We start from the raw sequence: 21,161 nt of genomic DNA on the forward strand, positions 1-21,161 counted from the left end.
GGCTCTCCCGTGCTGTCCGGGACATTCAGGAACAGCTGAACCGGGCCGCGGCCCAGTCCCCGTGGTCACCGGTCCTGGAACCGTTGGTGTCCATGACCTTCAGGTGCACATGACGCGCACCGTCGAGCTTCACGTCGACCGGCACGGTCGCCGAAGCCCCGGTCACCTTCGGGGAGGTCCACAGCACCTTGCCGTCCGCCTCGACGGAGAAGGCCACCTCGCCGTAGCCGTTGATCTCGTCGTCGATCCCCGCGTCGGCGGTGAACGCGGTGCAGCGCCCGCCGAGATAGACCTCGATGTCGGAGTCGGCATGGGTGCCGATCCCCTTCTCGTACGTCTTCCCGGCGAGGGTCAGCGGGTGCCCGTCGGTCGCGCCCGACTCGCCGTTGCTGCGGTCCCGTTCGGCCGGTCCGTAGCCGTTGGCGGACTTCAGCCACACCAGATCGCTCGCCCAGGCCTCGCCGGTGGGCGGCGGTGGCATGACTCCGGCCGCGAACCGCTGCGTGGTGGTCCGGGACTCACCGGCCGACCGGTAGCGGACGAGTGCGGTGATCCGTGCCTCGCCCGCCGCGGCGTCCTTCGCGGGGGTGACGGACACCTCGACCCGACGGGTGGTGCCCGCCGGGATCCGGTCCACCTTCGCGGTCCGTGCGACCTGCCAGCCCTCGGGGACGTCCAGGCCGACCTCGGCGCCGGTCACATCGGCCCTGCCCGCGGTGACATCGACGGCGACGGTGCCCGCGGCCCCGGCGCCGACCTCCTGCCCGGACGGCACGGAGACCACGGCGCCCGCCGCGGCGTGCCGGCCGCCGACCGCACTGGTGTCCTTCAGCTTCACGGAGAACTTCTTGCCGGTGGACAGCGGCGCGGTCTTGATCTTCACGACACCGCCGCGGTCGTCCCGGTCGTACCACCAGCCCTGCTTCGCGGCCTTGAACGCGGCGGCGGAGCCCAGCCGGGGCAGCTTCCCGCCGAGCTCGACCGCGCTCGGGGCGGAGCCGGTGTGCACGGTGAACTCGTACGGGCGCTCGCTCTGCTTGCCCGTGAACTTCCCCACGCTCGCGCCGATCCGCACGGTCACGTCGCCCGCGCCCCGGACCGGTGCGTCCACGTCGGCCCGCTGGGTGGCGTACTTGCCGTCGCGGTGCTGCCGGGTGACGCCGTCGTCCTCGTACAGCGTGAAGGACGACCTGCCCTGCGGGTAGACGTCCCAGGCGAGCGGGGAGCCGGCGGTGCGGTCCTTGTACGAGCGGATGCCGGGCCACATCGGCACACTGGCACCGCCCTTGACGAACAGGGGCAGGGTGTCGAGCGGGGCGCTGTAGTCGTCGAGGGTGACCGGACCCTCGTACGTCCGCCCGCTCCAGTAGTCGGTCCAGGTGCCCTTCGGCAGATAGATGCCGTCGCGCTCGGTGCTGTCCTGGTAGACCGGTGCGACGAGGAAGTCCTCGCCGGACATGAACTCGTACTTCGCGGCGTCCGTCGCCGCCTTCGGGTCGTCCGGGTATTCGAGGGCGAGCGGGCGGACCATGCCGACGCCGGTCTTGGTCGCCTCGTGCGCGTAGGAGTACTGGTAGGGCAGCAGCGACTCCTTGAGCTTGAGGTAGTCGCGGTTGATGGTGGTGTACGGCTCTCCGTACCGGTAGGGCTGCTTGTCGCTGGCCGCCCAGCCGTCCATCGTCATCGTGGTCCCCAGGAACATCTTCCACTGGAGGTCACGGGTGTAGGTCTTGGCGCTGCCGCCGAAGATGCCGTCGACGTCGCCCGTGGTGTAGGCGAGGCCGGACATCGTGGCGCCCGCGTAGGTCGGGATCTGCCAGCGGATGTAGTCCCAGGTGCCGTACTGGTCGCCGGACCACTGCACGCCGCAGCGCTGCGCGCCCGACCAGCTCTCGGGGGCGTAGGTGAAGCCGCGGGCGTCGCTGTTGTCCTCGATGCCCTTGTACGCGTCCTTGCAGCCGTCCAGGGCGAACTTGTAGCCGGCGCCGATCCAGGCGACGTCCAGCTTGGCGACCCGCTGACCGGCCTTGACCTGGTCGGCGATCTTGTCGATGCCGTCCTGGGTCCACAGACCGAGCTGCATGTCGCGGTCCTGGAGGCCCTTGGCCGTCTCGGCGAGGTCCTCGTGGCCGCAGCCGTAGCCGTCGTTGACGAGCATCCAGCCGTTCGGCATGTCGTGCTCCAGGTAGCCGTCGGCGACCTTCAGCGAGTCCAGGGTGTGGCGTTCACCGCGGTTGGCGTTGTGGAGGTAGCAGTCGGCGTCGCCGATCTCCATTCCGTACACGGGCGGCAGGAAGGGCTTGCCGGTGAGCTTCGTGTACTGCCCGATGACGTCCTTGGCGCTGTCGCCCGCGAAGTAGTAGGCGTCGAAGCGCCCCTCCTCGGCGCTGGTGGTCACCGGGTCGGTGAAGGCATAGGTGTTCGGCGCGTAGGTGTTGCGGAAGACGCCGTAGCCGGCCGAGGAGAGGTAGAACGGCACCGAGTTGGGGTGGCCGCCGTCGTCCCAGTTGTAGTCGACGCCGACCTCGACGGTCTTGTCGCGGTGCGAGGTGTTGCCCCGGCCGTTCTGCATGCCGGCGCCGTAGAACTGCTCGCCCGCGCCGCGGGCCAGGGTCTGGGTGGTCTTCTCGCCGTTCCAGCTCAGCCCCTTGGCCTCGGACCAGACCTGGCTTCCGTCGGCCCGGTACAGGGCGAAACGCAGGGGCGATTTGTAGGCGCGCAGGGTGACGTCGGCGGTGGAGAGTTCGTAGCGGTCGCTCCGCTCCTTCCACCGGGTGTGCGGCGGGGTGCCCTGCGGCAGGACGATGTCGTCGCCGGCCGGATCCGAGAACGTGCCGTCCGGGGCGAGTTCGATACGGAAGGTCTCGGCGGAGACGAAACTGACCCGCGCCTCGGCGGTGCCGGCCTTCAGGTGGTAGACGGATCCGTCGGCGGAGAATCCGGTGAGGTCGCCGACCGTGGTGTCCGGTTCGGCAGCGCCGGCCTGGGCCGCGCCGGGGCCCGTGAGGACGGCGAGCAGCCCGAACAAGGCTGCAACTGCCGCCGCTCTGATGCGCGTTGATGATTGCATAGAGCGCTTTTAGCGCAACACCGAGCACTTGACCATGGACAAAACGGAACCGGCCCTGAACTTCGTCGAGAAGTCCAAGGCCGGTTCGTTCCGAACGTCCGGTGGAAATCGGCGGGTTGTCACCCTGCGCAGTGTTACAGGGCGACACCCAGCAGCGCGTCGACGGTGCGCGAGACGAGGCCGGGTGCGCCCTCGTCCGTGCCGCCGTCCGCGTTCTGGCGCTCGGCCCAGCGGTCCACGGCGGCCAGCGCGGCTGGCGCGTCCAGATCGTCGGCGAGGGCCTCGCGGACCTCCTCGACCAGGGCCTCGGCGGGCAGTCCGTCGGGCCGGGAGACGGCGGACCGCCACCGCGCGAGCCGCTCCACCGCATCGGCGAGCACCTGGTCCGTCCACTCCCAGTCGGACCGGTAGTGGTGCGACAGCAGCGCCAGGCGGATCGCCGCCGGGTCCACGCCGTCACGGCGCAGCTTCGAGACGAAGACCAGATTGCCCCGGGACTTGGACATCTTCTCGCCGTCCAGGGCGACCATTCCGGCGTGCACATAGGCCTGGGCGAAGGGGTATTCGCCGGTCAGCACCTGGGCGTGCGAGGCGCCCATCTCGTGGTGCGGGAAGGCGAGGTCGGACCCGCCTCCCTGGACGTCGAAGCCCATGCCGAGGTGGTCCAGGGCGATGGCGACGCACTCGATGTGCCAGCCGGGCCGGCCGGGGCCGAGCGAGGCGCCGTCCCAGCTCGGCTCGCCCTCACGGGCGGCCATCCAGAGCATCGGGTCGAGGGGGTTCTTCTTGCCGGGGCGCTCCGGGTCGCCGCCGCGCTCGGCGGAGAGCAGCCGCATCGCCTCGGCGTCGAGGTGGGAGACCCCGCCGAAGTGCGGGTCGGTCTCGACGGAGAAGTACACATCGCCGTCGAGCTCGTAGGCGGCACCGGCGTCGCGGAGCCGTTCCACCAGCGGAACGATGCCGGGTATGGCCTCCACGGCACCGATGTAGTGCTTCGGCGGAAGCATGCGCAGGGCAGTCATGTCCTCGCGGAACAGGGCCGTCTCGCGCTCGGCGAGCTCGGTCCAGTCCTGACCGTCGCGCACGGCCCGCTCCAGGAGCGGGTCGTCCACGTCGGTCACGTTCTGGACGTAGTGAACCTGCCGCTTGGTGTCGAGCCACACGCGCTGAACGAGGTCGAACGCGTTGTAGGTCGCCGCATGACCCATGTGGGTCGCGTCGTACGGCGTGATGCCGCAGACATAGATGCGGGCGACGGGACCGGGGTCAAGGGTGATCCGTCCGCCGGTCGCGGTGTCGTGGATCCGAAGGTCGCGGCCCTTGCCAGGCAGGGCGGGGACCTCAGAAGCGGGCCAGGCATGCATGCCACGAGCGTAACCGGATGCATGTTCCGGATACGAACCGGATGCCGGATCTTGGCCGAAGAGGCGGTCTTGCGCCGCGTGGCCGCATCTGCTTCGGGGCGCAAGCCCTGCACCCCGGTCCGCGCCCCGGGGCCGGTCCGGCAGGCCCCGGGCACCGCGTATCCCCTGCTCGGCTCAGACCGGCGGCCAGGGGATCGACGGCCATTCCCCGCTCGGCTCCGGGTGCCGTCCCGTCTCCCTCAGCCCCGCCACACGGCCCCGCAACGCCTCGATCTCGACCTCGGTGATCAGCTCGCCCAGCCGGGTGACGAGCGGGGTGCCCGGCGCGAGTTCCGCCCCCAGCCGCTCGACGACCTCGACGGCCTCCGCCGTCAGCGGCTCCCCCGCCCACCCCCAGAGCAGCGTGCGCAGCTTGTCGTCCGCGTTGAAGGTCACACCGTGGTCGATGCCGTAGAGCCGGCCGCCGGGTGCGGGCAGCAGATGGCCGCCCTTGCGGTCCCCGTTGTTGATCACGGCGTCGAGGACGGCCAGCCGCCGCAGCCGCGCGTCGTCCGCGTGGACCAGCAGGGCCGTCCTTCCCTCCCCGACCTCGGCACGGGCGACGGCCTTCCAGCCCTCCCCGGGCTCCTCGTCCTCGACGAGCGCGAGCAGCGGGGGCTCGACCGCCTCACCGGCCTCGCCGTCCTCGGGCGCCGCGTCGATCCACAGCTGGCACATGCCCTCGCCGTACGGACCGTCCCGCAGCACGGTGGGCGGCACGAGGCCCCATCCGGTCGCCTCGGATATCTCGTACGCGGCCACCTCGCGCCCGGCGAGCGTGCCGTCCGGGAAGTCCCACAGGGGCTGTTCGCCGGCCACCGGCTTGTAGACGCAGGTCGCCTCCTCGCCGTCGCGCGCGACCGTGCAGTACAGCACCGCGTTGGACGCCCCGCGGATCTGTCCGAGGACGGTGAGCTCCCCCTCGGCGAGCAGGGCGACCGGGTCGGTGCCGGTCAGGCTCCGCGACGGTATCCGTTCTGGCGCGGGCATACGTGTCCTTCCGGATCGAGCGGCAGGCTGCACAGCGGGCACGGCGGACGTCCGGCGTTCACCACGTCCAGGGCTCGCTTGGCGAAGGCCCGTGCCTGCGCGCCGCTGAGCCGGACCCGGAGCATCGGCGGACCGTTCTCCTCGTCCTGGAGCAACCGCTCCTCGGCCTCGGCGAGGTCCTCGTCGGAGTCCACGTCCAGCTCGACCAGCGCCTGCGCCTCGACGATCATGCGCTGTTCCTCGCCGTCCCAGGCGAGCGCCATCGTGCCGACCCGGAACTCCTCCTCGACGGGGACGTCCAGGGGCGCGGTGTCGGTGACGTCCATCGGTGCGACGGCGGGCACGGGGGAGTTTCCGCCGGTCCGCCGCACCACTTCGTCGAGCAGTTCGTCGATCCGCTCGGCGAGCGCGGCCACCTGGGTCTTCTCCAGGGCCACGCTGGTGACACGTCCGCCTGAGGATGCCTGCAGGAAGAACGTACGGCGTCCAGGCAATCCGACCGTACCGGCCACGAAACGGTCCGGGGGGTCGTAGAGGAACACCTGACGGGACACGTCCTGTCTCCCTTGAGATCGACGGTGGATGAGGGGCGGCCGGGGCCGCGGGAGGTTCCCCCGGGGCAAGGCGCCTACGGAGCGTCCACCCTACTGCGCGAAGCGATCACGGCGCCCCAGCGCCGCCCCCGACAGCCGCGTCCGCGTCCGCCGCCGGGCGCGCGCCCGGGTCGGCCCCGCCGGGGTGCTCGCGCGGTGCCAGCGACGCGAGGTCCCCGGTGTCGCCGAGCCGCAGCAGGAAGGGCCGCAGCCGGGTGTAGCGGATCGCGGTGACCGAACAGGGGTCGGCGTGGATCCGCTGGAAGAGGTCGAGATGCATGCCGAGCGCGTCGGCGACGAGGGCCTTGATGATGTCGCCGTGCGAGCACATCACGTAGACGGCGTCGTCGCCGTGCCCGGCCTCGACGCGGTCGTTCCAGTCCCGTACCGCGTCGACGGCGCGCGCCTGCATGCCGCGCATCGACTCGCCGCCGGGGAACGCCGCGGCGGACGGATGCTGCTGCACGACGCCCATCAGCGGTTCGTCGGCGAGCTCCGCGAGTTTGCGCCCCGACCAGTCACCGTAGTCGCACTCGCTGATCCGCTCCTCGGTGTGCAGTTCCAGCTCCGGCCGGGCGGCGAGGAGCGGCCGCAGGGTCTCCCGGCAGCGCTGGAGCGGGCTGCTGACGGCTGCGGCCAGGGGCAGCCCGGCGAGCCGTCCGGGCAGTGCCGCGGCCTGTTCGGCACCGCGCTCGTCGAGCGCGACACCGGGGGTGCGGCCCGCGAGCACCCCGGCCGTGTTGGCGGTGGAGCGTCCATGGCGTACGAGGATCAGGGTGGGCATACGGGCCAGCGTAGGCCGCCGACGAGGGTGAGGTGCGCCGGGGAGCGCGGCAGGGAAGAATGCGCGCCGTGATCGTGGACTGTGCCATCTACCGGGACGGGCGCCGCACCGACGGCCCCGCCGACTTCTCCGACGCCCTCGACGAGGCACGGGCCACCGGGGACGCGTTCCTCTGGATCGGGCTGCACGAGCCGACGGAGAAGGAGTTCGCGCTCGTCAGGAGCGAGTTCGGGCTGCATCCGCTGGCGGTGGAGGACGCCCTGAGCGCGCACCAGCGGCCCAAGCTGGAGGTGTACGACGACTCGCTCTTCGCCGTCATCAAACCGGTGGTGTACGAGCCCACCAGCGACACGGTCACCACCGATGAGCTGATGGCCTTCATAGGCGATTCGTTCGTCGTGACGGTCCGGCACGGGGAGGGCGCGCCGCTCGCCGCGGTACGCCGCCGGCTGGAGGCCGAGCCGGAGGTGCTCAAGCACGGGCCGACGGCGGTGCTGTACGCGATCAGCGACGCCGTCGTCGACCACTACATCGAGGTGGCGGGCGAGCTCCAGGTCGACCTGGAGGAGCTGGAGACCGAGGTGTTCGCGCCGACCGGCGTCGGCGACACCAAGAGCACCGCGGCCCGCATCTACACCTTCAAGCGGCAGATCCTGGAGTTCCGCCGGGCCACCGGTCCGCTGAGCGCCCCCATGGCCCGGCTGGCGGGCGCGGACGTACCGTTCGTCCACGAACACTCGCAGCCGTTCTTCCGCGACGTCAGCGACCATCTGACGCGCGCCAACGAGTACGTGGAGGGGCTGGACCGGCTGCTCTCCGACATCCTCTCGGCCCATCTGGCCCAGGTGGGCGTGCGGCAGAACGACGACATGCGCAAGATCTCGGCCTGGGCGGCGATGGCCGCCGTGCCGACCATGGTGGCGGGGATCTACGGCATGAACTTCGATCACATGCCGGAGCTCCGCTGGTTGTGGTCCTATCCGGTGGTGATCGCGCTGATGGCCGTCGTGGTCTTCGCGCTGTACCGGCAGTTCAAGCGCCGCGGCTGGCTCTGACGGACGGGCCGGCGCCCCGCCCGGTTCAGAGCCTGTCGGGTGACCTCTGATCGAAGGTCACCCGACAGGCTCTCAGGCGGACCCGGGCTCCGGCACCGCGGGACCGCCCAGCGCGTCGCGCCGCTCGGGCTGCGCCAGGCTCACCATGCGCCGCCATCCCACCAGCCGTTCGTACGCGTAGACGCCGTGGATCCCGGCGGCCAGCACCGCCGATCTGGCCCGGGGCCAGCCCAGGATGCGGCCCATGTGGTCCATCACAGCGAGGCTGACGTCGCGGTAGACCCGGATCTCGGCGAGCGCGCACTCGCGCAGGGTGCGCTGGATGGTGCGGCCGTGTCCGGCGCGGGCGAAGCGGAGCAGTTCCTCGTGGCAGTACGCCAGGTGGTTGTCCTCGTCGTTCGAGATCATTTTCACGGCGCGGCCGAGGTCGGGGTGGTCGGCGAAGTGCTTGCGCAGCAGGGCCATCTGCTCGGAGGCGCGCTGCTCGGTGACCCGGCTGTGGGCGAGGTAGGTGATGATGTCGCGCTCGGAGAGCCGTTCCTCGCCCCGCAGCTGCTCATGGGCGAGGCCGATGCCGTGCTTCTCCAGCAGCATCGTGTAGTCGGTCTCGTGCGGGATCTCCGCCGGCCGGAGCCCGCGCTTGCGCAGCAGCGCGTCGAAGATCCTGCCGTGCTTGTCCTCGTCGGCGCCGTGCCGTGCGATCTTGGGCGCCAGTGCGCGCTGGCTCTCGGGCACCAGGGCCGCGATGCGGCCGTTCTCCCAGCCGCCCTGGGCCTCCCCGCCGGCCGCGATGGAACAGAACAGCCGGAACGACTCGTCGTCGTCGAGGATCTCCAGGAACAGGTTCCTTGCCGAGAGCATCACTGCCACCTCCGTGCGCGTCCGCCGAGCGACAGTCAAGTGCGGCACACCCATCCGGGCAACAGGAACGGGCCCCGGCTACGCCGGATGGGGCGCGTGCCGCCGTAACCGCCCGGCCGTGCGCGCGTTGATATGCATAACGGCCGTGGCGGGGAGGCCCCGAGCCCCCACCACGGCCGTAGTGCTGCTCCCGGAGCAGCGAACCTGCTACGCGAGCCCGGAGCGCTCCAGCGCGTCCGTGCCGGCCCGCAGGGCCGTGAGCCGCTCTTCGAGCGTGAACCCGGCCGGGGCCAGGGTCAGCGTCGTGACACCCGCGGCGGCGTAGGCCTGCATCCGCTCGGCGATCCGCTCGACCGGGCCGAGCAGCGCGGTCTGATCGATCAGCTGGTGCGGCACCGCGGCGGCGGCGCCGCTCTTGTCGCCGGACAGGTACTTGTCCTGGATCTCGGCGGCTTCCTTCTCGTAGCCCATGCGCTGCGCGAGCTGGTTGTAGAAGTTCTGCTTGCGGCTGCCCATGCCGCCCACGTACAGGGCGGTGTACGGACGGAACACGTCCGCGAGGCCGTTGACGTCGTCGCCGACGGCGAGCGGCAGGGTCGGACAGACGTCGAAGCCCTCCATCGTCAGGCCGGCCTTCTCACGGCCCGCCCGCAGGTACGTCATCGCGGTGTCCTCCAGGTGCTCGGCGGAGGGGAAGATCAGCAGCGCGCCGTCCGCGATCTCGCCGGTCTGCTCCAGGTTCTTCGGGCCGATCGCGGCGATGTAGAGCGGGATGTGCTCGCGCTGCGGGTGGACGGTCAGCTTGATGGGCTTGCCCGGACCGTCCGGCAGCGGCAGCGTCCAGTGCTGCCCCTCGTACGAGAGCCGCTCGCGGGACATCGCCTTGCGGACGATCTCGACGTACTCCCGGGTGCGGGCCAGCGGCTTGTCGAACTTGACGCCGTACCAGCCCTCGGAGACCTGCGGTCCCGACACGCCGAGGCCGAGCCGGAACCGGCCACCGGAGAGCGAGTCGAGGGTGGCGGCGGTCATCGCCGTCATGGCGGGCTGGCGGGCCGGGATCTGCATGATCGCGGAGCCGACGTCGATGGACTCGGTCCGGGCGGCGACCCAGGAGAGCACGGTCGGCGCGTCGGAGCCGTACGCCTCGGCCACCCAGCAGACGTCGTATCCGAGCCGGTCGGCCTCCTGGGCGACGGCGAGATTGTCGCCGTCCATTCCCGCGCCCCAGTAACCGAGATTGATGCCGAGCCGCATAACCGCTCCCCTTACCGATCAGTAACGTCCCTGAGCTTCGGACTCTAGCGCGCGCCGACGGGATCTGGCAGGGGCGACTTGACGCCGGGTTGTCCACAGGCTTCCGCCGAGTGGGGTTCTGGCCAGTAATCTCAGCCCCCATGGAGCAGAGGCATCTCGGCCGCACCGGCCTTCAAGTGTCCCGGATCGGGCTCGGCACCCTCACCTGGGGCCGGGACACCGATGATCACGACGCTGCCGAACAGCTGAAAGCCTTCTGGGAAGCGGGCGGCACGCTGGTCGACACGGCCGATGTGTACGGCGGCGGGGAGGCCGAATATCTGCTCGGGCAGCTCGTCGACGGCCTGGTGCCACGGCGCGATCTGGTCATCGCGACGAAGGCCGGCAGCGTGGCCGATCCGTACCGCCGGTTCGACGGCTCGCGCGGGCATCTGCTGGCCGCGCTGGACGCCTCCCTGGAACGGCTCGGCACGGACCACGTGGATCTGTGGCAGATCCACGCCTTCGACTCGGTGACCCCGCTGGACGAGACCCTTCAGGCGCTGGACATGGCGGTGTCCAGCGGGCGCGCCCGCTACGCGGGGGTGTCGAACTTCTGCGGCTGGCAGCTGGCCAAGGCGGCGACCTGGCAGCTCGCCTCGCCCGGGGTGCGCACCCGGCTGGCGAGCACGCAGATGGAGTACTCGCTGTTGCAGCGGGGCGTGGAACGCGAGGTGCTGCCCGCCGCCCTCGATCTCGGCGTCGGGCTGCTGCCCTCCTCCCCGCTGGGCCGTGGGGTCCTCACCGGGAAGTACCGGTCGGGCACTCCGGCGGACTCTCGTGGCGCCTCGGAGCTGCTGGCTCCGTTCGTCGAGCCGTATCTCGACGAGCCGGCCAGCCGCGTGGTGGACGCGGTGGCGACGGCGGCGGACGGCCTGGCCACGACGCCGCTCCAGGTGGCTCTCGCCTGGGTCCGGGACCGGCCCGGAGTGGTGGCCCCGATCGTCGGCGCGCGCAACGCGCAGCAGCTCACGGAGGCATTGTCAGTGGAGGCGCTTAGTCTTCCTGACGAGATCTGCCAGGCGCTCGACGATGTGTCGGCGCCCGTGCACCGCTATCCCGACCAGGACTGGAGCACGCTGTGACTGCGCTTCCCCGGGGGGAAACCCCCGGCTCCCCGGCCGACGACGACGGCGTCGTCGCGACCCCCTCCGCCGCCGTGCCCGCCCCGTCCGCCAGGGACGAGGGGCACGCCGCGGACGAGGGATCACCGACGGCCGACGACGCCGGGGACGGAGCGGAGACGGACGACCGGGACAACACGACGGACGGCGGAACGGACACCGCCGACGACACCGGGGACGGGGACGACACCGGGGACGGGGCCGAGGCCGGGGACGGGGACGGGGCGGACGCCGGGGACGGGGCGGACGCCGCCCCCGCACCGCTCTCCGAGGCCGAGGCCGAGCTCGCCGCCCAGCGTGAGCTCCAGGAGCGGATCGAGAAGCGCAAGGCCGAGAAGGAAGGCCCCATCGCCGCCGGGGCGAAGCTGAGCGGCAAGGCGGCCGACCTGCTGGCGGCCGTGCGCGCGGTGGAGAGCGGCAAGCAGCCCGCCACCTCGTTCTTCGACTCGCCCGCACCCGCCGCCCCCCGCCGGACCGCACCCGCGCCCGCCCCGGCCCGCCCGCGCGTCCCCGAACCGGCACGGGCGCCGCGGGGCGCCCCGCCGGAGGCCGTGGCCGCGACCGCCGCCGTACTGGCCGAGGGCGGGGCTCCGGCGGCGCTGGCGGGACCGGCGGCCGAGACCCTCGGGGCGCAGGCGGCCGACGCCCTGCGCGCCGACCCCTGGCAGCTGCTGACCGTGCCGGGGGTCGGGCCCGAGCAGGCGGACGGATTCGCACGGGCCCTGCTCGGCGCCGAGTGCGGCCCGGACGACGAGCGGCGGACCGCCGCCCTGGTGGGCTGGCTGCTGGAACGGGCCGCGCTCCGCGGCCACACGGCGCTGGACGCCTCGGAGGTACGGGCCGCGCTCGCCGAGCGTTCGGTGGCCGACCCCGACGCGGCCGTGCAGCACGCCGTCGCCGAGGGAGTCGTCCTGGTCTTCCAGGACGGCCCGGGGGACCAGGACGACCAGGAGTCCGAAGCTCCCGCGGAACCCGGCGAGGAGGCCGGCCCGGACGCCGGGCAGGAACCGGTGCAGGTGCTGCTCGGCCTCGACCGCTACGCACTCGCCGAGGAGAGCCTCGCCGACGGCCTGGCCCGGCTGGTCAACGCCTGCGAGAAGGACGCCGACTGGGCGGAGGCGGCCTCGGCCGCGGGCTCCCCGTCGGCAGCCGAGCTGATCCGCGCGGTCGCGGCCCACGGCCTCGTGGCGCACACCGGGGGCGAGGCCGCCAGGGCCGAGCCCGCCGCCGTGATCACCGCGGCCCGCGGCCTCGGGCTGCGCGCCCTGGGCACCACGCACAGCGCCGACGGCAGGCGACGGCTGGCCGAGGCGACCGGCGATCCGGAGACGGCCGTCACCCTCGCCGGTCTGCTCTCGGGCGAGCAGGGCCCGGGGCGGGACGAGGAGGGGGCGATCGCCGTCGACCTGCTCGTCGTGCTGGACGCCCCGCAACTGGACGTCGAGACCGCCGCGATCCTGGTCGAGTCCCTGGCCGACGGCACCCGCCTGGTGCTCAGCGGTGATCCGGGTGTGCTGGGTTCGGCCGGTGCGGGAAGGGTGTTCGTGGATGTGCTCGCGGCCCGCGCCTGCCCGCAGATCGTCTCCCGCACACCGGATCCGGGACCGATCGGCGAGCTGGTCTCCGGCATCGGCATCGGCGAGCTCAACCAGGTCGAGGCGCCCGGCAAGGAAGTGGTGATCGTCCCCGTACGCGATGCGGGCGAGGCGGTGCACCGCACCGTGCAACTGGTGGTCGACTCGGTGCCGCGCGCCATCGGCGTACCGTCGTCCGACACCCAGGTGATCACCGTCGGCCACGGCGGCTCGGCGGGCACCCGGGCACTGAACGCGGCGCTGAAGCAGCGGCTCAACCCCGGACCGGGGCGGTTCGGCGGCTTCGACCCGGGCGACCGCGTCGTCCACGTCCCGGCGCCCGGCAGGGTCGTGCCCGCGGTGGTCGTCTCGGCCGACGCCGAGGGCCTGCGTCTGGACTGCGCGGGCACGGAGGTCGTCGTGGCCCAGGAGCGGGTGGAATCCTCCGTGCGCCATGGCTGGGCCCTCAGCGCCCACCAGGCGGCCGGGATGCAGTGGCCCGCAGTGGTCGTCGTGCTGCCGGGCGACGCAGTCCAGGGGCTGAGCCGCTCCTGGGTGTACACCGCCTTCAGCCGCGGGGAGCGGCATCTGTCCGTGGTGCACGGGGTGGACCAGGCGCTCCCGCGCGCGGTCGCCCAGTCCCCGGCCCAGGACCGCACGACGCGGCTGCGCACCCTGCTGGAGACCCCGGCCCGCTGACCGGGTCCCACCGGGGACGCCCGCACCGGACGGGCTCGGTGTCGAGCCCGTCCGGCCGGCGGATCAGGAGTCGTCCGCCGCCGGGCGGCACGGGTCAGACGGGGTCGAGGCGGGCCGGTTCCTCGTCCGGTTCGTCCTCGTCGAAGACGGCGCTGACGTCGAAGCGGCAGACCACCAGCTGCGGATCGGCGTCGTCGAAGGGCGCGCCGAGCCACTCCCCCGCCTCGGGGAGCTCCTCGGCGGCCGTGACCCAGAGCGTGGAGTCGCCCTCCTCCAGGCCGAACTCCGTGTGCCGGGAAGCGATCTCGTCGGGTTCGTACTCCCCGAAGAGCACTCCGAGCGCCGCGTGGACGCTGGAGCCGACGACCGCGGCGCTTCCGCCGCGTTCGCCCTGATCGAGGTCGGCGATCCGCTGGGCCTGTGCGAGCAGCCTCGGCGGCTCCACCACCGCGTAGTCGCGCCGGATCAGCAGACTGAGTGCGTTCGGCTCCTCGGGGCCGGTGTACGGCGGCAGCGAATCCTCCGCACCCGGGATCTCGAAAGGGGTGACTTCGTCGTACCGGTCGTAGAGCAGTTCGTCGTAGAACTCGGCGGCAGCGGCCAGTGCGTTGAACGCGTCATAGACGGCCACGTCGTCGTCCCCGGTCCGGCGTTCGACCGCCTCGAGGTGGTGGTCGAGCGCGGCTTTGACCGCCTCGGCGGCGGCGCGTACCTCGGCAGCGGTGGGCTGCGCAGCATCAGACATAGTGCAGACGCTATCCGTACACGGGCTCTGCCCGCACAATAGATGCGATGCCGGAATACGAATTTGTCGATGTGTACGTACCGCGCGGGGTGTCCCGGAAGGAGACGGCCCGCCTGCTGACCGACCATGCCGAGTACGGTCACTGGGAGTTGGACCGGCTGACGCTGCGCCGCGACGGCAGCCGCAGGGTGCGCCTGCGCCGACGGATCATCCGCCAGCTCCGAGCCACCTGGTGAGACGGGGCGGACCCCGCAGTCGCGGGACCCGCCCCCTTCGTCGTGCTTGCGTCGCCGACCCGGTCCGCTAGGCGGACATCCGGGCGCGGCGGTAGAACACCGTGCCCGCACCCGCCAGCAGCAGGCCCGCGCTCGCCGGGATCAGCAGGTCGAGCCCGCCCGCTCCGGTGTGGGCGAGCTGCGGGACGTTCTGCTCCTCGGACACGTTGGGCACGGCCGGCTTCTCCGGCGCCGGGGGCTTGTGCTCGGTGACCGGGGTGACCGGGGTGACCGGTGGCGGCGTGACGACGTCCGTGCTGTTCCCGCAGTCGTTGCCGAAGGTGGGGTTGAGCAGACCGCCGATGGTGACGCTGTTCCCGCAGACGTTCACGGGGATGTCGATGGGCGCCTGGATGCTGTTGCCGGACAGCAACCCCGGCGAGCCCGTCGCGACGCCCTGGGCCGTCGCCCCACCGCCGATCGGGGCCCGGTGCTTGCCCGCACCGGGCCGACTCGCCTGGGTCAGGTCGCCGGAGACGTGACTGCCGGAGGCGTGTTTGCCCTGGGAGTCGTCCTGCGAACCGTTTCCGCAGGTGTTTCCGAATGCCGGGTTGAGCAGCGCCACGACGTCCACGGAGTTGCCGCACACGTTGACCGGTACGTGGACCGGGATCTGTACCGAATTCCCTGACAGCACCCCCGGGGAATTCGTCGCCTCGCCGGACGCTCCCACGTCCGCGTGCGCGTTGCCGCCACTCAGCGCGAGCACGCCGCCCGCTGCCGCCATGGTGATCAGGCCTTTACGCGTGACCTGTCGCATAGGTTGTTTCCTGCCTTCTACCTTCCGGAAAACCCCCGGACTTGACCGTGCGGGGGCGGATTACCCAGCAGCCCCGGAGTGCATGGCGTGCACTCCGGGGCCGACCGGGTTCAAACCCTTACGGGTTGACGCAAAACGTCAGGCGTTGCCGCAGGTGTTGCCGAAGGTGGGGTTCAGCAGCCCGATCGCGGAGATCGCGTTACCGCACACGTTCACCGGAACGTGCACGGGCGCCTGAATGGTGTTGCCCGAGATCACGCCGGGGCTGCCGACAGCGGCGCCCTGGGCACCGGAGTCCGCGACGGCCATGCCCGCACCCGCGAGCACCAGACCACCAGTGACAGCCGCAGCAGCGACGACCTTCTTGATCATTATTCCTCCTAGTTGGCAATGCGGTCCCAGCCGCGGACCGCATCACTTGTAACGAGGAAGAAGTAATCGAGCTACGAGCGTATGACTCCTTTCACTCGTTCCGGTCAAATACGAACACGCTGGCGATTGTTGGTGCGGAAAGTCGACGGAAATCCGGCAATGAGTCAGGAGTTGTCAATGAAACGGTCGAGCACCCGCACGCCGAACTTCAGACCGTCCACCGGTACACGCTCGTCCACGCCGTGGAACATGCCCGCGAAGTCGAGCTCCGGCGGCAGCTTCAGCGGGGCGAATCCGAAGCAGCGGATGCCCAGGTCGTCGAAGGACTTGGCGTCGGTGCCGCCGGAGAGCATGTAGGGCACGGCACGGGCGATCGGGTCCTCCGCCTTCAGGGCGATCTGCATGGCGTCGACGAGCGAGCCGTCGAAGCTGGTCTCCAGCGCCTTGTCGCCGTGCACGTCCTCGCGCTTCACGCGCGGGCCGAGGATCCGGTCCAGATCGGCCAGGAACTCGTCCTCGAAGCCGGGCAGGAAACGGCCGTCGACATGGGCGATGGCCTGGCCGGGAATGACGTTCACCTTGTAACCGGCGCCGAGCATGGTGGGCGCGGCGGAGTTGCGGAGCGTGGCGCCGACCATCTTGGCGATGCCGCCCAGCTTGGCGAGCGTGGCATCCATGTCCTCCGGGTCGAGCGGGGTGCCCAGCGCGTCCGACAGCTCGTCCAGGAAGGACCGTACGGTCTTGGTCACCCGGACCGGCCACTTGTGCCGCCCGAGCCGGCCGACCGCCTCGCAGAGCTCGGTGATCGCGTTGTCGTCGTTGGTCATCGAGCCGTGGCCGGCGGTGCCGTCCACGGTGAGCCGCATCCAGTGCATGCCCTTCTGGGCCGTCTCGACGAGGTAGAGCCGCAGCTTCTCGTTCACCGTGAAGGAGAAGCCGCCGACCTCGCCGATCGCCTCGGTGACCCCCTCGAAGAGGCCGGGGTGCTTGTCCACGAGGTACCGCGCGCCGTATGTACCGCCCGCCTCCTCGTCCGCGAGGAAGGCCAGCACGATGTCGCGCGGGGGCTTGCGGCCGCTGCGCATCCGGTCGCGGACGACCGCGAGGGTCATCGCGTCCATGTCCTTCATGTCGACCGCGCCGCGGCCCCACACGCAGCCGTCCGCGACCTCGCCCGAGAACGGGTGGTGCGTCCAGTCGTGGGCATTGGCCGGAACCACGTCGGTGTGGCCGTGGATCAGCAGCGCGGGCCTGGACGGGTCCTCGCCCTCGATCCGCGCCACGGTCGAGGCACGACCCTTGTGGGACTCGAAGATCTGCGGCTCCAGCCCGACCTCGGCGAGCTTCTCCGCGACGTACTCGGCCGCGCCCCGCTCCCCCGGTCCCGAATGGTCCCCGTAGTTGCTGGTGTCGATCCGGATCAGCTCACGACAGAGGTCCACGACCTCGTCCTCGCCGGAGCCGGTCCAAGCCGTGTTGGTCTCGCTCACGCTGCTTCCTTCCACTGTCGCTGTGGTGCTCCCCCTCATCCTCCCGCGCCGGGCCCGCACACCCAAGGGCACCCACCCCTCGTCATGCGCCCTTCACACAGTCCTGGGCGTGATCGAGCACCCCCGAATGTTTGCTATTGTTTTCCACGTCGGAACGGGCCGGAGCCCGCGAGACAGACACCTAGTCCGGGTGGCGGAATGGCAGACGCGCTAGCTTGAGGTGCTAGTGCCCTTTATCGGGCGTGGGGGTTCAAGTCCCCCCTCGGACACAGAGCAAGTGCCGATCAGGAGAAATCCTGATCGGCACTTTGCGTTGCGGCCCGTGCGGAGCGGCCGTGCGGCCGGGCACCCTTGTTGAATCGGTTCATCCCTCGCTAGCGTCCGAGGCTCCAGCAGCACGGAGGGCTTTGCCGAGCGAGGAGTCCCATGAACCGCACCCGCACGCCCGCCCTGACCTGGTACGAGGACATGGGTCCCGGATCGGGCGGGCTGGAGCCGCGAGCCTGGTACGCGGGGTCGGACGCCGGGCGGATGCCGCTGAACGGGAAGTGGCTCTTCCGGCTCTCACCGGGCGCCGCCACCAGGGACGAGTCGTTCGCGCGCCCCGGGTTCGACGCCTCGGGGTGGGCGACGGTCGAGGTTCCCGGGCACTGGGTGCTCCAGGGCGCCGGCGGGGCTCCCGCCTACACGAACGTGGTGTACCCCTTCCCCGTCGATCCGCCGAGGGTGCCGGCCGCGAATCCGACCGGGAACCATCTGCGGACCTTCGACCTGCCCGCCGGATGGGCCGGGGACGGGGACGTGGTGCTGCGGTTCGACGGGGTGGAGTCCTGTGCCCGGGTCTGGCTCAACGGCCGGGAGCTGGGCGCCTTCAAGGGGTCACGGCTGCCGCACGAGTTCGCCGTCGGCGGGCTGCTGCGGGCCGAGGGCAATGTGCTGGCCGTGCGGGTGCACCAGTGGTCCTCGGGGAGTTATCTGGAGGACCAGGACCAGTGGTGGCTGCCCGGGATCTTCCGGGACGTGACCCTGCTGGAGCGGCCGCGGGGTGCGCCCCGGGACTTCTTCGTGCACGCCGGGTACGACCATCGCGGCGGGTCCGGGACCCTGCGGGTGGAGTGCGAGGGGGCCGAGGGGCGGGTCCTGGTGCCCGAGCTGGGTGTCGATGTCGCGACGGGCGAGGCGGTGACCGTCGCGGTCGAGCCGTGGACGGCCGAGACGCCCCGGCTCTACGACGGGGAGCTGGTGACGTCCGGGGAACGGATCGGGCTGCGGGTGGGATTCCGCAGCGTCGTGGTCGAGGACGCGATGCAGACGCCGTACGTGCGGCCCCAGGAGAACGGTGCGCGGGCCGACCTCCGGTGGGCGAAGCTGACGGACGGCAGCGGTGCGGGGGTGCGGGCCGAGGGGGGTGCGCCGATCTGGTTCACCGCGCGGCGGTGGACGAGCGAGCAGTTGGACGCGGCGGAGCACCGGCCGGGGCTGCGGGCCGGCGAGACCGTCTGGGTCAATCTGGATCACGCGGTGCAGGGCCTCGGTTCGCAGTCGTGCGGGCCGGGCGTGCTGCCGGAGTACCGGCTCGACGCACGGGCCGCGGAGCTCTCCTTCGTCTTCACGCCGCTGGGCTGACCGGCGCAGGGGGCCCGATCCGCGCTCCGGGAACGACGACGTACCATCGGGGCTTTGCGCGATCTTGGTTCTTCGCGGGGGGCATGTGATGGGCGGCAGGCGCGGACGGCGCGGGGCGATACTGGCCGGGGCGGTCGCCGGGGCGGCGCTCGTCTCCGGCATCGGACTGTGGGCGACGGACAGTCGGCCGTTCCGGGACAGCTACTGCTGGGGGGCGTGGGAGCAGAACAGCGGTGCGGCCTTCCTGGGTGACGACGGGCTCGCCAAGTCCGGCTCCGAGCGGAGCGCGACCGAGTCCGCGCCGCCCTCGGCCGGCCGTCACCACGCCAGTTGCACGGTCACGGTGACCTCGACGGTCCCGGACGACGACTCGGCCGAGCCGCTCTCCTTCAAGGAGCAGGTCACCGTCGAGTACGGTCCGGTCCCCGCCAGGGCCGAGGACCACCGCGCCTGGATCGCCCGGTACTTCGACGGCTCGGGGGCACGGCTGCCCGACGGTCTCGACGGACTGGTCGCCGGGGACCGGGCCATGCTGGTCCTGCCCGAGGCCTGCGATGTGGACGGCAGGCCGTCCGCGGTGACGATCCGGAGCGGGAGCACCGGTGACGGCCATCTGGGCAAGGTCACCATGCCGTTCACGATCGGAACCCGGTCCGCGGTCACCCGGATGCTGCTGGACGCGGCGAACACCGGTATGCGAAAGGCCGGTTGCGCTCCGGAGAAGCCACTGCGTACGACCTCGCCCTTCGTTACGGTCCCCGGGGACGCGGAGAGTGCCCGGAGTCCGCTGTGCCGGATACCCGGTGTGACGCTCGACCTCGGCCGGGGCTACGGCTACCGGCAGCAGGTGGGTGTGGTCGACGAACGGCTCCAGACGTGTTCGGTGGTGTGGCGCGCGCGGGGGCTGCCCGACGAGCCGGCGGCGCAGTACGTGATGGCGGCCGAACCGCGCCTGGTCACGCTGTTCGAGGGCCTTCCCGAGGGCGTCGGCAACGGGCTTGTGCGCACCGAGTGCGACGGGCGGCGGACGGTGTTCTACGCGAACCTCGGATCCGGGCTGAAGGGTGCGGGCCGGCCGGACGACCGAAAGGTGTTCACGCACTTCACCGAGTCCGTGAGCAGGCGCATCGGTTGCGGGACCGGTGAGGGCGCATGAGCGACGAGGACGCCGGAGAGAACGGGGCAGCGGCAGTGGACGGCGAGAACACGACGGATCCCGAGGACGGGACACAGAAGCACGAGCCCGGGAAGCGAACGCAGGAGCACGGGCCCGAGGACCGGACGCAGGAGCACGGACCCGAGCAGGACCCGTCCGCGCAGCCGGAGCCCGCCCCCGCGCGCGTTCCGGTGCTGCGCCGCCTGCTGCGCAGCCGAACCGCCCGTGCCGTCACCGCCGCCGGGCTGGTCGGTGCGCTGCTCGGCGCCGGTGCGGTGGCCTGGCGCACGGACACGCTGCCGCTGGTGGGCCCCGCCCCCTGCTGGGACTCGCTCGGCGACTCGACCATGTCGGACCTCTTCGGTGACCGCAGGACCGAGGTCGAGGAGCAGACCCTCCAGGCGGATCCGGTCGGCCAGGGCGACTCGTACGGGCAGTGCCGCATCACCAGTTACAAGGACGACAGGGCCCGCCGCCAGGTGACCCTGCGGGTGCACCAGCTGGACGGTCTGCGGGGCACGGACGGGCGCGACTGGCCCGCGGAGTTCCTCGCGGCCGACATGATCTCGCTCGGCGACGGGCTGCCGGGGCTGACCTCGTCGTCGCGCGCCTGGCTGGCGCTGCCGCAGAGCTGCACCGGGCGGGACGAGTTCACCGGCCCCACCGTGGTGGACATCGCCATGGGGCCGACCGGACTCGACCTCGCGTCGGACTACGAGCGGGAGGACCGCGCGGCGCTGACCCGTGCGGTGGTGGAGGCCACCAACGGGGTCATCCGCGACTTCGGCTGCTCCGGTACGTACCGGACACCGCGCACCCTGCCCGCCCCGATGGAGCGGAAGGAGACGGAGGCCGATGCCTTCTGCGGCACCAAGGGCTTCACGCTTCCCGAGGCGCACCGCAAGGATCTGACCCGCACGCGCGTCGGTGGCGACGGCGGGCCCGCCCGGGTCTGCGAGGCCGGCGGCTCCTACAACCCCGCCGTGCGGCTGACGACGGTCACCGACGCGGCGCTGTCCGAGATCTTCTCCTCGGGCACGCTCAGGACCGGTCTGTCCGTCAAGGGTTCCAAGGGCTCCGGCTCCATCGACGGGACCCGGGCCGTCTACCGGGCGAGCTGCCAGACCGGTCCGGTGGTCTTCGTGGTGGAGCAGCTGGACCACACGGAGCACTCGGTCGCCGGTCTCGCCCGTGAGCTGCTGCCCGGCTATGTCGCCGCCGAGGCCGAGCGCATCGGCTGCGGTCCGGAGAAGGTGACGCTGCCGGGCTCCTGACGGCGCCCGGCCGG

Annotated in this window: 18 protein-coding genes and 1 tRNA gene; 8 read left to right on the forward strand and 11 right to left on the reverse strand. The window is 71.7% G+C overall.

The annotated features are described in order from the left end of the window. Positions 1-25: 25 nt before the first annotated feature. From ACFVX4_RS11380 to ACFVX4_RS11400, 5 genes are all read right to left on the reverse strand, one after another. Positions 26-3,070: an NPCBM/NEW2 domain-containing protein gene (locus ACFVX4_RS11380; RefSeq protein WP_389974558.1), complete on the reverse strand. Its 3,045-nt coding sequence runs from the start codon at positions 3,068-3,070 to the stop codon at positions 26-28. A 134-nt stretch (positions 3,071-3,204) separates the two neighbouring features. Then, on the reverse strand, positions 3,205-4,434 hold the full coding sequence (gene mshC / locus ACFVX4_RS11385; RefSeq protein WP_389974561.1) for a cysteine--1-D-myo-inosityl 2-amino-2-deoxy-alpha-D-glucopyranoside ligase: 1,230 nt from the start codon (positions 4,432-4,434) through the stop codon (positions 3,205-3,207). 174 nt (positions 4,435-4,608) lie between these two features. After that, positions 4,609-5,463: an SCO1664 family protein gene (locus tag ACFVX4_RS11390; RefSeq protein WP_389974564.1), complete on the reverse strand. Its 855-nt coding sequence runs from the start codon at positions 5,461-5,463 to the stop codon at positions 4,609-4,611. Continuing rightward, entirely contained in the window at positions 5,427-6,017 is a 591-nt protein-coding gene (locus tag ACFVX4_RS11395; RefSeq protein WP_072484378.1) for a DUF3090 domain-containing protein, read from the reverse strand. Before ACFVX4_RS11395 ends, ACFVX4_RS11390 begins: the two co-directional genes overlap by 37 nt. Before the next feature lie 106 nt (positions 6,018-6,123). Next, the gene (locus tag ACFVX4_RS11400; protein ID WP_389974567.1) at positions 6,124-6,840 is read right to left on the reverse strand and encodes a histidine phosphatase family protein; all 717 of its coding nucleotides are present in this window, start codon (positions 6,838-6,840) and stop codon (positions 6,124-6,126) included. Between the two features lie 59 nt (positions 6,841-6,899). On the opposite strand from ACFVX4_RS11400, the gene corA reads away from it, so the two are divergent. Then, a complete protein-coding gene (gene corA / locus ACFVX4_RS11405; RefSeq protein WP_389974570.1) occupies positions 6,900-7,895 on the forward strand; it encodes a magnesium/cobalt transporter CorA in 996 nt (331 codons plus the stop codon). A gap of 72 nt (positions 7,896-7,967) precedes the next feature. Here the strand turns inward: corA and ACFVX4_RS11410 are convergent, their stop codons facing one another. Next, complete coding sequence (locus ACFVX4_RS11410; RefSeq protein WP_389974572.1) at positions 7,968-8,756, reverse strand: ferritin-like domain-containing protein; 789 nt, start codon at positions 8,754-8,756, stop codon at positions 7,968-7,970. A 207-nt stretch (positions 8,757-8,963) separates the two neighbouring features. Beyond that, a complete protein-coding gene (locus ACFVX4_RS11415) occupies positions 8,964-10,013 on the reverse strand; it encodes an LLM class F420-dependent oxidoreductase (protein ID WP_389974575.1) in 1,050 nt (349 codons plus the stop codon). Between the two features lie 140 nt (positions 10,014-10,153). Between ACFVX4_RS11415 and ACFVX4_RS11420 the strand changes: the two genes are divergently transcribed. Both ACFVX4_RS11420 and ACFVX4_RS11425 read left to right on the forward strand, forming a co-directional pair. Continuing rightward, the gene (locus ACFVX4_RS11420) at positions 10,154-11,137 is read left to right on the forward strand and encodes an aldo/keto reductase (protein WP_389974578.1); all 984 of its coding nucleotides are present in this window, start codon (positions 10,154-10,156) and stop codon (positions 11,135-11,137) included. Beyond that, the gene (locus ACFVX4_RS11425) at positions 11,134-13,449 is read left to right on the forward strand and encodes an ATP-dependent RecD-like DNA helicase (RefSeq protein ID WP_389974580.1); all 2,316 of its coding nucleotides are present in this window, start codon (positions 11,134-11,136) and stop codon (positions 13,447-13,449) included. Before ACFVX4_RS11420 ends, ACFVX4_RS11425 begins: the two co-directional genes overlap by 4 nt. Before the next feature lie 94 nt (positions 13,450-13,543). Here the strand turns inward: ACFVX4_RS11425 and ACFVX4_RS11430 are convergent, their stop codons facing one another. Continuing rightward, complete coding sequence (locus ACFVX4_RS11430; RefSeq protein ID WP_266421553.1) at positions 13,544-14,194, reverse strand: hypothetical protein; 651 nt, start codon at positions 14,192-14,194, stop codon at positions 13,544-13,546. Between the two features lie 47 nt (positions 14,195-14,241). On the opposite strand from ACFVX4_RS11430, the gene ACFVX4_RS11435 reads away from it, so the two are divergent. Continuing rightward, positions 14,242-14,430, forward strand: a complete 189-nt coding sequence (locus tag ACFVX4_RS11435; protein WP_030918345.1) for a DUF5703 family protein — start codon at positions 14,242-14,244, stop codon at positions 14,428-14,430. Positions 14,431-14,497: 67 nt separating this feature from the next. On the opposite strand, the gene ACFVX4_RS11440 is transcribed toward ACFVX4_RS11435, so the two are convergent. The 3 genes from ACFVX4_RS11440 to ACFVX4_RS11450 form a co-directional block, all read right to left on the reverse strand. Then, the gene (locus ACFVX4_RS11440; protein WP_389974583.1) at positions 14,498-15,229 is read right to left on the reverse strand and encodes a chaplin; all 732 of its coding nucleotides are present in this window, start codon (positions 15,227-15,229) and stop codon (positions 14,498-14,500) included. Between the two features lie 138 nt (positions 15,230-15,367). Further along, positions 15,368-15,601, reverse strand: coding sequence for a chaplin (locus tag ACFVX4_RS11445; protein ID WP_389974586.1), 234 nt, complete (start codon positions 15,599-15,601; stop codon positions 15,368-15,370). Between the two features lie 164 nt (positions 15,602-15,765). Then, positions 15,766-17,091 (reverse strand): M20/M25/M40 family metallo-hydrolase, encoded by a 1,326-nt coding sequence (locus ACFVX4_RS11450; RefSeq protein WP_389974589.1) that lies wholly within the window; start codon positions 17,089-17,091, stop codon positions 15,766-15,768. Positions 17,092-17,275: 184 nt separating this feature from the next. Here ACFVX4_RS11450 and ACFVX4_RS11455 point away from each other — a divergent pair. From ACFVX4_RS11455 to ACFVX4_RS11470, 4 genes are all read left to right on the forward strand, one after another. Further along, positions 17,276-17,360: transfer RNA gene (locus tag ACFVX4_RS11455), tRNA-Leu, on the forward strand. Between the two features lie 157 nt (positions 17,361-17,517). Next, complete coding sequence (locus ACFVX4_RS11460) at positions 17,518-18,717, forward strand: sugar-binding domain-containing protein (protein WP_389974592.1); 1,200 nt, start codon at positions 17,518-17,520, stop codon at positions 18,715-18,717. Positions 18,718-18,805: 88 nt separating this feature from the next. Beyond that, complete coding sequence (locus ACFVX4_RS11465) at positions 18,806-19,873, forward strand: hypothetical protein (RefSeq protein WP_389974595.1); 1,068 nt, start codon at positions 18,806-18,808, stop codon at positions 19,871-19,873. After that, on the forward strand, positions 19,870-21,147 hold the full coding sequence (locus ACFVX4_RS11470; RefSeq protein WP_389974598.1) for a hypothetical protein: 1,278 nt from the start codon (positions 19,870-19,872) through the stop codon (positions 21,145-21,147). Before ACFVX4_RS11465 ends, ACFVX4_RS11470 begins: the two co-directional genes overlap by 4 nt. Positions 21,148-21,161 lie beyond the last annotated feature (14 nt).

It is taken from the genome of Streptomyces sp. NPDC058240 (assembly GCF_042882135.1).
In the GTDB taxonomy this organism is placed as follows: Bacteria; Actinomycetota; Actinomycetes; order Streptomycetales; family Streptomycetaceae; genus Streptomyces.